The organism is Mesorhizobium sp. WSM4809, from assembly GCF_055811655.1.
Window position 1 is genome coordinate 12259 of the sequence record NZ_JBVVQW010000027.1, and the last position, 15219, is coordinate 27477.

The 15219-nt window shown below is 60.0% G+C and carries 10 protein-coding genes and 1 pseudogene; all 11 read right to left on the minus strand.

Translation table 11 applies throughout. The features are described 5' to 3' along the window. Positions 1-109: 109 nt before the first annotated feature. The 11 genes and pseudogenes from AC0L24_RS31970 to bioB all read right to left on the minus strand — a co-directional run bounded on the left by AC0L24_RS31970 (position 110) and on the right by bioB (position 15079). Positions 110-2644: a two-component system VirA-like sensor kinase gene (locus tag AC0L24_RS31970; RefSeq protein ID WP_473564854.1), complete on the minus strand. Its 2535-nt coding sequence runs from the start codon at positions 2642-2644 to the stop codon at positions 110-112. Positions 2645-2825: 181 nt separating this feature from the next. Next, the gene (locus tag AC0L24_RS31975; protein ID WP_473564855.1) at positions 2826-3578 is read right to left on the minus strand and encodes a carbonic anhydrase; all 753 of its coding nucleotides are present in this window, start codon (positions 3576-3578) and stop codon (positions 2826-2828) included. A 939-nt stretch (positions 3579-4517) separates the two neighbouring features. Then, positions 4518-5660, minus strand: coding sequence for a porin (locus AC0L24_RS31980; protein ID WP_473564856.1), 1143 nt, complete (start codon positions 5658-5660; stop codon positions 4518-4520). A gap of 555 nt (positions 5661-6215) precedes the next feature. Further along, positions 6216-6638 (minus strand): hypothetical protein, encoded by a 423-nt coding sequence (locus AC0L24_RS31985; RefSeq protein ID WP_473564857.1) that lies wholly within the window; start codon positions 6636-6638, stop codon positions 6216-6218. 220 nt (positions 6639-6858) lie between these two features. After that, positions 6859-7499 (minus strand): annotated as a pseudogene (locus AC0L24_RS31990) (porin). 629 nt (positions 7500-8128) lie between these two features. Further along, complete coding sequence (locus AC0L24_RS31995; protein ID WP_473564858.1) at positions 8129-9775, minus strand: MFS transporter; 1647 nt, start codon at positions 9773-9775, stop codon at positions 8129-8131. 331 nt (positions 9776-10106) lie between these two features. Then, positions 10107-11090, minus strand: coding sequence for a beta-ketoacyl-ACP synthase III (locus tag AC0L24_RS32000; RefSeq protein ID WP_473564859.1), 984 nt, complete (start codon positions 11088-11090; stop codon positions 10107-10109). Continuing rightward, positions 11087-12352 carry an adenosylmethionine--8-amino-7-oxononanoate transaminase gene (locus AC0L24_RS32005; RefSeq protein ID WP_473564860.1) on the minus strand — a complete coding sequence of 422 codons (1266 nt, stop codon included), beginning with the start codon at positions 12350-12352 and terminating at the stop codon, positions 11087-11089. The genes AC0L24_RS32000 and AC0L24_RS32005 overlap by 4 nt, the downstream gene beginning before the upstream one ends. After that, positions 12352-12987, minus strand: coding sequence for a dethiobiotin synthase (gene bioD / locus AC0L24_RS32010; RefSeq protein ID WP_473564861.1), 636 nt, complete (start codon positions 12985-12987; stop codon positions 12352-12354). Before bioD ends, AC0L24_RS32005 begins: the two co-directional genes overlap by 1 nt. Next, positions 12984-14123 (minus strand): 8-amino-7-oxononanoate synthase, encoded by a 1140-nt coding sequence (locus tag AC0L24_RS32015; protein WP_473564862.1) that lies wholly within the window; start codon positions 14121-14123, stop codon positions 12984-12986. Before AC0L24_RS32015 ends, bioD begins: the two co-directional genes overlap by 4 nt. Next, a complete protein-coding gene (gene bioB, locus AC0L24_RS32020) occupies positions 14120-15079 on the minus strand; it encodes a biotin synthase BioB (RefSeq protein WP_473564887.1) in 960 nt (319 codons plus the stop codon). The genes AC0L24_RS32015 and bioB overlap by 4 nt, the downstream gene beginning before the upstream one ends. Positions 15080-15219: the final 140 nt, after the last annotated feature.

Consider the following 15219-nt stretch of genomic DNA (forward strand, 5'->3'; position numbering starts at 1 on the left):
AAACGTCTCGGGATCGATAAGTCGGTGATGTGACGCGTCATTGTTCTGCTCCAATGCCCTTTTGACGGTCTTCTCGGATTGCTTGGGTAGCCCGATCGAGTCGGCGGGATCATGCCATCATCATTGTACGAACCGCATGCTGCATTGTCCGGGACGAAACCGGCTTCGCTAGCCAAAGGACGAAGGCCTGATTGGCAGATGTGACCGGCATGGGGTCGATTTCGCCCACGACTATGACAGGCACCGTCATCAGGGTGGGGCATACGGATTCGGCCTGTCCTCGCTCCAGGAAAGGCATTTTACCCAAGATCAGCAGGTCGGCTGCCTTCCCGCTCTCGGTCCAGCCGCAAAGACTTTCGAAGGTCGCGAAGCCGACGGGCTTATAACCCAGCGCGGCGATCTTGTCCTTGTAGATCTCCAACTCTGCTGGATCGGGCTCCACGACTGCAATGATTTCTCCGTTGCCAAGTGACCCGTCGTATCGACCGAAAGCGATGTCTGCGCTGACTGGCTTCTCCTCGCAGGCCGGTAAGTAGATGTCAAACCGCGTCCCTTGGCCAACAGCCGAGGTGACGTCAAGGCATCCTGCGAGCGCGCTCACGTGCCTGTCAACCGCAGCAAGACCCAGCCCGGTCCCGCCGACGAGAGAGCGCGTGGTAAAGAAGGGCTCAAAGACATGCGGAAGTATCGAACTTGCGATTCCTGGGCCATCGTCGCTGATGGAGAGGAGAACGTAATCTCCAGGTCTCAAGGTGCCCTGAGCCAGCGGCTTGGTTTGGCACACCTGAGCGCGGGAAACGCTAACCTCGACACGGCCCTCGTTCAAGACAGCCTCCGACGCGTTCTTGCACAGATTCATGAGGATCTGCTGCATCTCGGTTGGGCTGCCCTCGACCATCGTTTGCCACTTGTTGATCTTGAAGTTCAACTGAACATCCGCACGAACTGTAACCCGCAGCAATGACGCGAGATCCATGACAATTTCGGAGACGTTGAAAGGCACTGCAACGCGCTTTCGGTTTCGGCTGAGCGACAAGATCTGGTCAACGATCAGCTTGGCTCGGTGTCCAGCTAAGATGATTTGGTCGATGTGGTTCCGAATTCTGGAGGGGCGACGCACCAGACCTTGGGCAATTTCTGAATATCCGATTATCGCGCCTAAAATATTGTTGAACTCATGTGTGGCGCCGCTTGCGATCGTGCCGACGGTCCTCAGCCTTTCCACATGCTCCCATCGACTCACCAGAAGGTCGCGTTCGGTATTTACACGTTGCATTTCAAGATGGTTGCTCAAACGCACAATGGCACTGGCAAGAACCCGCAGGTCGTCTGCTGAGGGGAGTGAGCGATCTCGTTCAAAAACAAGGATGCAAACCACAGCCTGCTGATCGGAGGCCCTGCAAGCAACAATTTGACAAACACCGGAAGTACCTAGGGCGGTCCGAACCATTTCCGCCGCCGAAACGACGCGAAACACTGGTCGTCCGGCACGGACAAGTGAAACGACTTCCTCAATAAGCGCCACGTTCCAGACGGGTATGCACGTGTTCGCCACAAAGCACTCAGTCTGCCTGCTGAGACTCGGATCCACCAGAGCAAGCGCGCATTGATGCGCATCGAAAACGCGTTGCATGACTCTAAGCGCTGCTTCGGTGGAAAAGCGCGCCGCGGCGTTCTTTGCTTTGCTATCGTTAAAGCGAGATTCGATCTCACGCATTGCCTCTTCAAGCTGCAACCGCCTTTTCAGCCGGTTCATCCGCAGATGCTGCCTGGAGGAACGAATGATCGCAAACAAGCAGAGGCATATGGACAGCAAGCCAAAGGAAAATCGCGTACGCTGCGCTTGCGCGCTGGCCAAGTTGTAGCCTTTCAGATGCTCTCGCTCCAGTTCGGCGGCCCTGGAGGACGTGTCGAGGGATGCGATCTGATTGGCAGCTTGGTCCAACCTCCATAAACAAGTCAGGAGACTGCGGAAAATGCCCAAAGCATCCGCGGCAGCCCGGGCCTGGCTCGGAGCAAATCGGTCGGGAGGCTGATCCATCTGTGATGCAAGGGTGAGCCCCGGTTCGGCCGAAAACGCGATCAGCTTAGACAGTGCAACCCTGCGCGACGATGCCCCCCCAAGGCGACCAAGCGAGCGAGCAAGATCTGCAAGAAAGTTTTGCACAAGCTGATCTTGCTTGACCAAGGCTGAGACGGCAGCCTCTTTGTTTTCGATCGACTTTATGAGCTGCGCGCGCAATTTGGATTGCCCGGAGCTCTCATCGGGCGAAACCTCGGGAGGGCGTTGCAAGTTTTCACGATTCCTTTGCAATGCCTGTCCGGTAGAAGAAACCGACCGGAAGTCCAAGACCATATCCGTCCGGGCGCGGGCGACGTCGCGCCGGAGTAATGCATCGTTGATCTGAATCGTTCGCAGTTGGCTTAGGATCGCGTCGTTGATCTGCGGAGGCTGCCCCTGCGTCCCGACCAAGAGCGCAGTCGAGGCGGCTAGGGCGATTACAATTGCTTTGTCGGAACTGAGCCGTGTTTCCCAAGGAAACGGCGTTTGATGCGCGGTGCACGCCTTGCGAAGGTCCAACCCGCAGTCCAGCTCGCCACGGATTCGGTAGGCGGCCGGATGCTGCTGGAATAAGAAAGCCACGCCTACCTCTCCCCTTATGAGGACGGTTCAACACCGTTGCCAAACTTGGTTTTGGGCCGCTTCCAGAACGGGAATGAGCGTCCAAAGGACCCCCGCGATGCGGAGCACATCGTTGCGATCTTGGAAGCAGATGAATACAACGCGCAGGCGGTGCTTTGCCCCTTCGCGGCTTCAGGGACCCTCAGCTGAGGCCCAGGATGAAGCGCCGATTGGGTGAACGGATAGGGCGCGCGTTCCGGGGATATAGCGAGGTAAATCGCTCCATGTCTGCTGGGTCGACCTCAACCGGTTCCGTCGCCACCATCCAGTCGACGTTTTCCGTGCATGGTGGTGATGTCAAGGATCCTTCATATGTCCAGTAGCCAAGCGAAGCCGGCAGAAGCCCGTTCGGGTCGACATTGTCGACCGCTGCCTCTTCGCCCGACGTTGCTGGAAATGCTGCAGCAAGCCTGGCAAAACTGGCATTTGTCGCGCCTGGCGTCAGAAACACGCCCAGCACACCCAGAGTATCGCTGTTGCGGTCCTTATGGACAAAATGCGCTTCCATCGGGAAAGTCTTGCCTGCGACGTGGTGCTCGCTTGGCGCATGGAAGTGGAACTGTAGCAGCTCATAGACACGATCCCCCCGAGTGAGCGTGCTGCCTTGCGGCAGGTTCGTTTGAATGGTGTGGCCGTTGTTAATCATCCTGCCGCCACCCCTGTGCCAGCCTATGGCGATGTGGGGTATATCCGCTTTGACCGCGCCCTTGATATCGACCGGCGATTGCTGCATGCCCGCCGAGCAGACCAAATTCGTCTTGTCCAGCTGCCCCCATTGTTCGGGTCCGACCGGGCCTGCATATCCCCATTCGGTGCTGGCCGCCCGCGCGGCTTCAGCGCAAATAGGACACGCACCCAGCGCAATGAACCCCTTGATCAGATTACGACGGTGCATATTGGCTTGGCTCCTCTCAACACGTCAATTTAGCGCTGGCCGAGAAACTGCGGTCGAGGCTGTGGGCGACGTCGTCGCAATTTGCAGCCGAACAGTTCGGTCCGCCGCCATCGCTGCTTCGGGTTGACCGACATAGGACAGTCCCGCGGCCGTGCTCGCCACACATACGGCGTGCAGTGATTTTCACCCGGCAGATGGTCCCAGCTACTTGGCCGAAGCCATTGTCTCCACGACGGCCGATTGCCCTTGCGTCGCAGATCAGATGGTCGCCCCCACCGAAGATCGCCTCGGCACCCTGGCCGCACTGGGCAAGCGATTCCATGCAACGACTCCGATGGCGCCCATCACGCCAAGTGACGCTTCATATTCATCATTGGACAGCCAGAAAAATCGATTGCTTCGATAAGAACATCCACGACATGGATGCATTGATGCCAGTTTGCGGTGCTGCTGAGGACACCGGTTGACATCGGAGTGTCCGCCATATCTCGGCGAATGCGACATCAGGACCCCGAGGCTTGCGCCCCTCTGGGCTGTCCGCTGCGTGGTCGGCCATGTTCATGGGCAACTCAGGTTCTTGGTGAACTGTACTGATGTTGCAAAGACGCCCGCCGAAAGCTGATCCTGAACCACTGAGGAAACTTGACGAGTGCCTGGAGGGAACGTCCAGGTGTCTACCGTTCTTGCCGTGCCGGCGAAGCTCGAGATATCGAGCAGCTCATCGTAATGGGGGTAGCACAACCGGGATTCATATGGGCCGAAAGATGTTCCGGACCAGCTGTTGAGTGGCATTACTGAGCGCTCGGTGGGAGCCTCGCTGAGCAGGCTATGAAGTCCAGCAAGGAATTCCGGGCATGATCTTCCGGGACGACGTCTTGAACATCGCAAGGCCGGACACCGAGGTCACCACTCGGACCCCCGACATTCAGATTCGTTGCGCTAGAACGAGCTTTGGAATCGCAGTACGCCGCCGAGGCTGTCCGCTTTGCCGTGTGTCGGATTCATGCCGGAACGGCCGACGGCAGTGAGATTGGCGTAGTGGGCATAGTCGACTTCGGCTGTGACTGTGAAACCTGGAATGGCCATATATGCGACGTTTGCAGCCAGTCCGGAGTTCCTGAGCTGATCACCAGAGAGCTGGAGGTTCAACGACGTTTTCTCGTCGAGCGTGTAAGTGGCACCCATCCACAAAGCCCAGTCGCCGCTCCAATTCTTGTAGAAGCCGCGACCATGAGCGGCTACTGCCTTGGTTGGGTCGTCGTTGAGATTGCCAACGGAGCCGTAGCCGAACATACCGAATAGCGACAGGTCATCTGTGACATTGACGTCGATGCGGACCTTGCCGGCCAAAGCGTCGTAATTGCTGTCACGAGCGATGACGCCGGTGATTGCGCCCCCGGCCTGCGTCTGTCTCACGCCTAGGACGACGTGGGGAACATGGCTGTCGAGAGAACCGACCTCACCCGCCCCTTGTTCAAGTGAAACCAGAGCTGAAAAGCCATTGGCGAAATCCAAGTAGTACTGAGCCACGTTGGTATCGAAGTCGCCATACGGAACAAGTGCGTTATTGAGGACGTTCCCGGTGTATCCGATAAATGTATCGAAGGCCGATTCGTCCTTCCCGACTCGGAGACCACCAAGCTGGATCCAGGCGGAAGCCAACTTGGCGCCACCTTGGTTCTGAGCACTGTCCGGACCCGGATAAGGGTTGCGGTTGCCGAAGTTCAGGCGGCTTTCAGTATAGGTCTTCAGTGGTCCGATTTCGATTTCCTGGCGCGTCCAAGTCTTGAACGTGAAACGCGTGTTGTTTCGCCAGGTGCCCTGAGCCTCCCCGGTTCTCGCACTGGATGTTCTTGCCCCCTCATGCGAACGGACATCGCCGATGCCGACGTCGTATCGAATGTAGCCGCCGATGCGCAGGCAGGTGTCGGTGTTGGGGACATGGAAGTAGCCCGGACCGTAGACGTCGCAGATCTGGACGTATTCGGTCCGGTCCGACGCGGAGATTTCGTCCGCCGCGCGAGCCACCGAAACGGAGATCAGGGCCGCAACCGAGCCGAGAAGAAGGCTGCTTACGTTCATTCTGTATCTCCATTCAAAAGGGGATCGCGTTCTTCATTGCGATCTGAGGAATGCGGAATACCCGCTGAATAGGGTGAGTTGCCGTCTGATATTGGCATAAGGAAATCGACGTCTTGTCTGGCGCGAGGACGTACTGCTTCGACGATGGTGCGACACACGGAAGAAACGCTGTGCTGGGTTGCCTTCTGCCGACGAAGGTGAGGATCGACCAGCGTCCGGCTTAAATAGACGTCACAACGCCTACCGCCCCGCTTCCACACGGCTGTTCGGCCAAACTCTTCGGGCACACGGGAGGGGCAGCCCTTGTGAATCAATCGCCATAATCATCTCCGCTGTTAGTGGGCTAGCAGGGTGCGTTCCATGCGGAGCAGCAAGCGACGTGCCATTCCGACGAGCCGGCTTCGCGATAATTTAAATTGGCCGCTGCTGCTCGTGGCGCTCTCTTGTCGGCGCAGGCTGAGCACGAGAATCAGAGTTTGGGACAAATTCGTATGTTTGGAATCTGACACTTTCGCCCGATGCCGACAGCCTTTGCCAATACCGACGCATTCCGGCTTAGATGCGCTCGACAGTGACCGACACATTGCCTCCCAGAGTCTGGACCCGACATTGCGCTCGCCCGCAAAAAAATGCAGCCTGACTGTGATGATGATGGCGGAACGACTGGGCATCGCAAAGAGCACCTAATTGAAGATCGAAAAAGGAGACCCCACGGTGGCTATGGGTGCTTACGCCATGACCTTTTTTGTTCTGGGCTTTGAAGAGGCTCTGACTAAGATCGTCGACGCCCAGCGGAACGAACAAGGCCTGCTCCTCGACGCCGAACGTTTGCCCAAAAGCTCGCAGACTCGAGAGGGTGGTCGCCACATGGCGAGAGGAGGGGCGGGCGCTTGGGATGACCCACCAAGAACTCGATAGCTCACCGACGCGTTCGAACATCGCGAAAGGCAAGCCGCCCAAATTGCGCAGCAATGACACTGAACGCGTTCTCGTCCCGGGGCCGCCCTTCACCCGCCGTCTCCGGCGCCGAAAGCTCGAGGGCCATGCGTGCGCTTCGCCAGGTGCAATTCAAAACGCTTGGTCTCGACAGCCCCGTTTCTGGCTGCCATGCAGCGAGCGGGACCCTCTTGCCCGCTATCCGGGCTGCACAACTGGCTGAACCGCCCGCCGAAGGGCGAAAGCCGGCGACCACCAGCCCTCAAGACCAATGCGCTTCTGCCGCCTTGCGGATCGCCCAGAGAGCGCAGTTCCCCGGCCTCTGTCTCACGCCTAGGACGACGTGGGGAACATGGCTGTCGAGAGAACCGACCTCACTCGCCCCTTGTTCAAGTGAAACCACAGCCGAAAACCCATTGACGGTATCCATGTAGTACTGATCGAATTCGCCATACGGAACAAGTGCGTTATTGAGGATGTTCCCGGCGTATCCGATAAATGTGTCGAAGGCCGATTCGTCCTTCCCGACTCGGAGACCACCAAGCTGGATCCAGGCGGAAGCCAACTTGGCGCCACCGTTGAAGGCTTGGTTCTGAGCACTGTCCGGACCCGGATAAGGGTTGCGGTTGCCGAAGTTCAGGCGGCTTTCAGTATAGGTCTTCAGTGGTCCATTTCGGTTTCCTGGCTCGTCCAAGTCTTGAACGTGAAAGGCGTGTTGTTTCGCCAACTGCCCTGAGCCTCCCCGGTTCTCGCACTGGATGTTCTTGCCCCCTCATGCGAAGGGACACCACCGATGCCGACGTCATATTGGACGTAGCCGCCGATGCGCAGGCAGGTGTCGGTGTTGGGGACATGATAAGCCCGAAGCCGGAATGCGTCGGTATTGGCAAAGGCTGTCGGCATCGGGCGAAAGTGTCAGATTCCAAACATACGAATTTGTCCCAAACTCTGATTCTCGTGCTCAGCCTGCGCCGACAAGAGAGCGCCACGAGCAGCAGCGGCCAATTTAAATTATCGCGAAGCCGGCTCGTCGGAATGGCACGTCGCTTGCTGCCGTAAGCACCCATAGCCACCGTGGGGTCTCCTTTTTCGATCTTCAAATAGGTGCTCTTTGCGATGCCCAGTCGTTCCGCCATCATCATCACAGTCAGGCTGCATTTTTTGCGGGCGAGCGCCGAAAGCTCGAGGGCCATGCGTGCGCTTCGCCAGGTGCAATTCAAAACGCTTGGTCTCGACAGCCCCGTTTCTGGCTGCCATGCAGCGAGCGGGACCCTCTTGCCCGCTATCCGGGCTGCACAACTGGCTGAACCGCCCGCCGAAGGGCGAAAGCCGGCGACCACCAGCCCTCAAGACCAATGCGCTTCTGCCGCCTTGCGGATCGCCCAGAGAGCGCAGTTCCCTGGCCCCACACGCGGGGCAATTCTTGAGAGAGCGCCGGCCGCATACCTCGTGTATTGCCTGCGGCTTTCGCGCTCCTCGAACTCGACTGGCCCCGCAAATCCAATGCCCGATGCGATCACTCTTGGAGCACGTCACCTGGGAGGGCGAGAAAAGAGTGTCGCGGAACGGGTACGAGCTGCCTCAGTCGTGCGTTCGATGGAAAGCACTGTGTGAGGCGGACGCTCCCCATCATGCAGTAACAGGAGATGATCACCGATTTCCTTATCCGCTGCCGTGAGCCGATGATTCAGGCGAAGAAAATCCATCCAGGTTGGCGTGCGGAATGTCTCTGTCCAGATCGAAGGCGTTTGAAGATTTCGCTGCAGTGTCCAGTTACGCGCACCAGCACGGCTCTGAACATGCCGCCTTGCGCGCATGTAGCCCAGAAAGGTCTCGATATTCTCTTCGGATATACGATACTCCACTTTCACCACTATGGGGCCACTTCTGGGCTTTAAGTCGAGTGCCAGCTCAGGCGGCCGAAAATCCGAACTTTCCTGATCTGTTTCCTCCCATGGACCGACCGGAAACAGTATCCCCGCAGCTGCAACCAGCAAAAGAGCGCCTGCGGCGCCCTCCAAGGCCCAGCCTAAGGAGTAGTTTTGTGCGACAGTACCCCAGATCCAGCTGCCAGCCGCCATCCCACCTGCGCTCAACGCGTAGTAGATCGACAATGTGCGGCCGACCACCCATCTGGGGCTTGCCAGCTGCACCGACACGTCGATGCCAGTCCAGGTGATGAGCCAACCCGCGCCGCCAAGTGCCAGCGAAACGGCCGCCACGGGAACCGACGATGTGAGTGCAAGAGAAAGGCAACATACTGCACAAGCGACGGAGGCGAAGGAAACCAGCCTGTTTTGAGACGTGATCCGCCTCAGATAGCTATTGCTCATGCCCGCGATGAAAGCACCCATGCCGAAGCCGGCCAGCAAGATGCCGTAGATGATGGGTCCGCTTTTCAGCTGGTCCCGGACAAGCAGAGGCAGCAATGCAAGGATGGAGATGCTTGCCAGGCCGAAAAGGGTCGCACGAGCAATTGCTGCCCTGATCTCCAGGGACATCACCGTGAAGCGCACTCCGTCATGAATTGCCATCGTCATTCGTTCACGAGGGAGAGGGGAAGTGCGAACATCCCATCGAGTGCGCCATATTGCGGTTAGCGGCGCCAGATCACTTAAGGCTGCCAAGGCGAAAGCGGCCAGCGGTCCAAAGAACGCCAAGACCACGCCCCCCAAAGCCGGACCGAGGCTGCGCACAATGTTGTATCCGACGGACATGAGGGTGACCGCGGCCGGGATATCCCTTTTGTGCAGGATATCGCCAACAGAAGCGTGCCAGGCCGGATCATTCAAGGCAAAGCCGCAGCCGGCCAGGAAACCCAATCCGAGAATTAGCCAGGGGCCGGCAAATCCGAGACCCACAGAAATCATCAGCGTCGTTGACGCCAAGGCTATCAGGCAGTGTCCCGCAAACATCACCCATCGGCGGCTGAAGTTGTCGGCAATGGCTCCTGCCAGGATCGAAAGGAGAAATACCGGCAAGGTGGATGCAGCCTGAACGAGTGCAACCATCAGATCCGAAGCGGAAATCGTGGCCATCAGCCAGCTGATGGCGACCGTTTGCACGAGCCAGCCGAGGCTGGATATTTGTGTGGCCGTCCAGATCGAGCGAAACACCGGATTTCGAAAGGGAGCGAGCGTTGTTGAGGCAGGCAGATGGGTATTGTTTTCGGACTGCATGATGATGCCTTAGAGGGCCGCTTATTCAAATTCTCGGCTGCACTGCTGCCGCTACAATGTTGATCTATGCACCGGAAGGGCCGACCTATCGACCAGGATGACCCGTCGAGGCTGTGCATGAGCTCTGTCGGCTCCACTCTCCCAGGCTGGCGCCGACAACCCTTGCGGCAAGATAACATTGCCGATTGTGCTGATCGACAGAATCGCCTGCAACTTTGATCGCTCTCGCGTCACCGCGCCAGCGCCCGTGAAGCTTGCCGGCGACCGTTTTTTGGCAGACCCGTTTGCTCGTGTCATCCCTGGCCACTCCCTGTGCATGACCGCCGTGCGGCTAAATTCCTATGATGAGGGCGCCTCCGCTGAGACCGGCACCGGCTGCCGCAAGAAGAATCTTTTCACCGGGCCGAAACGGCTGTGCCCGATGCGAAAGCGAGAGCGAGAGCGGGATGGTCGCGGCGGAAGAGTTGCCGTAGTCGGCGATCGTCTTGACGATCGCTTCATCATCTATTCCGAGAACCCTGCCGACCGCATCGAAAATCCGCGCATTGGCCTGGTGTGGCACGAACCGGTCGATGTCTTGCGATCCCATACGGGCAGCAGAGAGGGCATCCTGCGAGCAGCGTGACATCATCTCCACGGCCTTGGCGAACACTTCGCGGCCGTCGGCGATCGTCATCCAGGTCTGCTCGAGCTCCAGCCCGTCGTGGAACGGTGTGTTGCTTCCGCCGGCGGGAATCTTTATCAGTCCGTGGCGCGAGCCGTCCGAGGCCAGCGCGGCGCCGAGGATGCCTCGATCCGGCTCTTCGCACGGGACAACCACCACGGCGCCGGCGGCATCGGCAAACAGCACCGCGCTTGCGCGCTCGGCTGGATTGATGCGGCGGCTGAGGATGTTGGCGGCAATGACCAGGCTCGCTTTGCCATGCAGGCGGGTGTATCCGTCCGCGAACATCAGGGCATAGATGAAGCCGGCGCAGGCGCCTGTCAGGTCAACAGCACCGGCGTGACCCAGTCCGAGCCGATGTGCGACCAGCGGTGCACTGGGCGGCAGAAGGTGGTCGGGCGTAGACGTCGCGAGCAACAGCAGGCCGATATCGTCACGGTCGACCCCGGCATTTGCCAGCGCCATGTCGCCGGCCCGCGCGGCAAGGCCCGATAATGTATCTTCGCCCGTTGCCCAGAAGCGCGAGCGGATTCCGGTGCGCCGCTCGATCCAGCCGGGTTCGAGCCCGAGACCATCTTCGATTTCCGCATTCTCGACCTTGCGCGCCGGCGCATGATGACCGAAGCCCAGTATGCGCGACGACCGGCTCATGACCGCGAGCCGAAGCGTTCGCCGGCCTCCTCGATGGCGTCATGGAGCCCGTCCAGCTCGTCTCCGGTGATGCAATAGGGCGGCAGAAGATAAAGGACATTGCCGAGCGGGCGCACGAGCAGGCCGCGCTCGAGGAAAAAAGCGCGCAGCTTCGGCCCGATCTCGGCAAGATAACCGGCTGAGCCGGTGCGCAGATCGAGGGCGCCGATCGTGCCGGTCGCCCGGCTGTCGGCGAAATATGGATTGTCCCGGAAGCGGTGAAGCCCGGCCGCCTGCTTCGTGCTCAAGGCGGCGATCCGCTCGGCCACCGGCTCGTCACGCCAGATCTCGACATTGGCAAGTGCCGCCGCACAGGCAATCGGATTGGCGGTGTAGGAGCTCGAGTGGAAAAAGGTCTTCCTGCGGTCTTCGGAATAGTGAGCCTGGAAGATGGCATCGCTGGCGAGCGTGGCTGCCAGCGGGACGGAGCCGCCGGTCAAGCCCTTCGAGGTGCACAGCATATCCGGAGAGATCGACGCCTGCTCGCAGGCGAACATGGTTCCAGTGCGTCCCCAGCCGGTCATCACCTCGTCGGCGATCAAGAGCGTGCCGGAAGCCTCAGCGATCCTCTTCAATTCGGTCAGAACCCAGGCCGGATACATCAGCATGCCGCCGGCGCCAAGCACGAGCGGTTCGATGATCAGCGCGGCGGCGCCGCGGTCACGAGACAGGACCTCGAAACGATCAAGCGTTTCCTGCTCGCGCCCCGCGGTCGGAAAAGGAATGATGTCGACCTCGAACAAAAGCGGTTCGTAGCAGGCATTGAACACGCCCCGGGCGCCGACGCTCATCGTGCCAATCGTGTCGCCATGATAGCCGTGTTCCATCGCGACGATGCGCGAGCGCGGCGCGCCGATGTTGCGGAAATAGCCGAGCGCCATCTTCAGCGCGACTTCAACGCAGGTAGAGCCGCTGTCGGAGTAAAAGACCCAGTCGAGGCCCGGCGGTACCATTTCGATCAGCGCGGAGGCCAATTGCTCTGCCGGCTGATGGGTGAGGCCGGCGAAGATCACCTGGTCAAGCATCTCGGTCGCAATCCGGATCGCTTCCATGATCCGTGGATGGCGGTGGCCGTGAGTGACCACCCACCAGGAGGAGATTGCATCGAGGATACGCCTTCCGTCATTCGTCTGTAGCCAAGCGCCTTCGGTGCGGATAACGGCCGGCATGGGCGGCTCGATCGCATGCTGGGTGAATGGATGCCACACGCGCGACCCCGACATCACTCGCCTTCGGCAATCTGAGCGAGGTCGAAGCCGGCAATCATCGCCTTTCGCAGAGTTTCGCGCGTGAGCGGAGCCAGGAGTGGCAATCTGCCGAGCTGACGCACCGCGCCCAATTCGGTGATTGTCCTTTGCGTATCGGCCGCCTCTTCACCGACAAAGGCAACGCCGATCAGCGGGATGGAGCGAACCCGCAGGGCTTCGATGGACAGCAGAGTGTGGTTGATCGTGCCGAGCTCGGTGCGGGCGCACAGGATCACCGGCAGCCGCCATTCAGCGAAGATGTCGATGAATCTTGTCTGTCGGTTGATCGGCACCATCAGTCCGCCAGCACCTTCGATGACGAGCGGTGTGGGCAAGACTGGAAAAGCAAGATCGGCAGCCTCGATCGAGACACCGTCGATTTCGGCAGAACGGTGCGGCGACAGCGGGCTCCTCAAGCGGTGGGCCTCCGGCAGCACGCGCCCTGATGGCAGGCCAGCGAGCCGTTCGACCACCTCACTGTCGGTCTCCTCATCGAGACCCGATTGCACCGGCTTCCAGTAGAAGCCGTCAAGCAGGCCTGCGAGCCCCGCGGCAAAAACCGTTTTGCCAATTCCCGTATCTGTTCCGGTGACCACGATGCGCTTGCTCATGCCGTGGCCAACACTTCGGCAAGCGTCTCGACCATGGCCGAAATGTCAGCTTTGCCGACATTGAGCGTCAGCGAAATGCGCAGCCGCGAGGTACCCTCCGGCACGGTCGGCGGACGAATGCCGCGTATGTCGAAGCCGCGGGCCTGCAGAGCCGCCGCGATCGCCATTGTGCGCGTCACCTCCCCAATGGAAAATGGCTGAATTTGCGAACCGCTGGGCTTGGCTCCGCAACGCTCGGCCAGTTGCCGGCCTGCAAAGGCAACGTGCTCGTGCAACCGAATACGGCGCATCGGCTCGTCGACCAGCATTGCGAGCGCTTCGCGCGCCGCCGCTGCCATGAGCGGCGATGGCGCGGTGGCGTAGATAAACGGCCGGCAGCGATTGACGATATAGTCGCACAGTACTCCCGGCCCGGTGACGAGCGCGCCGGATGCACCCAGCGCCTTGCCGCATGTATGAAGGGCCATGATGTTGTCGCGGCCCTCGAACGCCTGGGCCAGCCCGCGGCCCGCCGATCCCCAGACCCCGGTGGCATGTGCCTCGTCGACCAGTATGAATGCCTCGTGCCGATCGGCAAGCTCGACCAGGCTCTCGATCGGCGCCCGGTCGCCATCCATGCTGTAAAGGCTCTCGACCCCGATCCAGATGCGCCCGATGCCGCCTTCGGCGCGCCAGCACCGGATCGCGTCCTCAAAAGCATCAATGTCATTGTGCGTCACCAGCCTGAACGCGGCGCGTCCAGCCCGCGCCCCTTCATGCATGCTGGCGTGCGCCAGTTCATCCAGGATCAGCAGGTCGCCTTTTTTCACAAGGGTGCTCAGCAGGGCGAAGTTGGCGACATAGCCGCTGCCGAAGAACAGCGCCCGTTCGGCCCCGAAGAACGCCGCCGCATCTGCCTCCAATGCCTCATGCTCCGGCGCGTTGCCGCGCAGAAGCCGCGATCCGGTAGCGCCGACCAGGGTGCCCCGCTCGATTGCGGCCGCGACTGCATCGCCAAGTCTCTTCGAGGCGGCAAACCCGAGATAGTCATTGGAGGAGAAGTCCAACCCGACCCGCGGCGCCAATGTGCGCAGCCGGTCCTTGCGGGCCAGCCCCAGCAAGGTGGCTTCATAGCGGGCGAGCGGTGGCTCGTTCATTTCGCCTCGCATTGCATCGGTTCGATGCCGAGACGTCTAAATAAACGAGTATCCTTGTCCTCCCCGGGATTGTCCGCCGTCAGAAGCGTGTCGCCAACAAACACGGAATTCGCCCCGGCAAAGAAGCACAGCGCCTGGGTCTCGTCGCTCATCGCCGTCCTGCCGGCGGAGAGCCTGACATACGACTTCGGCATCATGATGCGGGCGAGCGCAATGGTGCGGATGAAATCGATCGGCTCGATGGGTTCGGCATCGGCAAGCGGCGTCCCCTTGATGGGGATCAGCATGTTGATCGGCACGCTTTCCGGCGGCTCGGGCAGGTTCGCCAGCGTTACCAGCATATCGATGCGATCGGCCTTTTCCTCTCCCATCCCGACAATGCCGCCGCAGCAGACCTTGATCCCAGCCTCGCGCACGCGCCCAAGCGTTTCCAGCCGGTCGGCGAAGGTCCTGGTTGAAACGACCGTGCCGTAATAGCGCTCGGACGTGTCGATGTTGTGGTTGTAGTAGTCGAGACCGGCCGCCTTCAGGCGCTGCGCCTGGCTGAGTTCGAGCATGCCGAGCGTCATGCAGGTCTCCATGCCAAGCGCCTTCACGCCTTCGATCATGGCGAGCACTGCCTCCATGTCGCGCTCCTTCGGACTGCGCCAGGCAGCGCCCATGCAATAGCGGGTCGCGCCAGCATCTCGTGCCTTGGTCGCCTCCTCGATGACATGTTTGACCTCCATCAGCTTCGATGCCTTCAGGCCGGTTTCGTGATGCGCAGACTGGCTGCAATAGCCGCAATCCTCCGGGCATCCGCCGGTCTTGATGCTGAGCAGCCGCGCCAGCTGCACCCGGTTGCGATCGAAGTTCTGGCGATGGATGGTCTGGGCCAGGAAGAGCAGATCGTTGAACGGCATGCCGTATATAGCCTCGGCCTCTTTGCGGTCCCATCGGGGCAGTGCTGCCTCCATCGACTGCGTGGCACAGTTCGAGTCGCACTCCTCGTTCATTCCCATCCTCATCGTCAAAAACCTCTATTGTTGACCAGCGAGCGCACTCACGAGTCCGTCCAAATGGCGAGCCCCGTCCGATGGGCTGGTCGGTGAGCGCA

Coding starts and splice junctions, on each gene's coding strand:
- bioB (WP_473564887.1), bottom strand. CDS start 15,079: ATGGAGGCAGCACTGCCCCGATGGGACCGCAAAGAGGCCGAGGCTATA.
- AC0L24_RS31975 (WP_473564855.1), bottom strand. CDS start 3,578: ATGCACCGTCGTAATCTGATCAAGGGGTTCATTGCGCTGGGTGCGTGT.
- AC0L24_RS31995 (WP_473564858.1), bottom strand. CDS start 9,775: ATGCAGTCCGAAAACAATACCCATCTGCCTGCCTCAACAACGCTCGCT.
- AC0L24_RS32000 (WP_473564859.1), bottom strand. CDS start 11,090: ATGAGCCGGTCGTCGCGCATACTGGGCTTCGGTCATCATGCGCCGGCG.
- AC0L24_RS32015 (WP_473564862.1), bottom strand. CDS start 14,123: ATGAACGAGCCACCGCTCGCCCGCTATGAAGCCACCTTGCTGGGGCTG.
- bioD (WP_473564861.1), bottom strand. CDS start 12,987: ATGAGCAAGCGCATCGTGGTCACCGGAACAGATACGGGAATTGGCAAA.
- AC0L24_RS32005 (WP_473564860.1), bottom strand. CDS start 12,352: ATGTCGGGGTCGCGCGTGTGGCATCCATTCACCCAGCATGCGATCGAG.
- AC0L24_RS31980 (WP_473564856.1), bottom strand. CDS start 5,660: ATGAACGTAAGCAGCCTTCTTCTCGGCTCGGTTGCGGCCCTGATCTCC.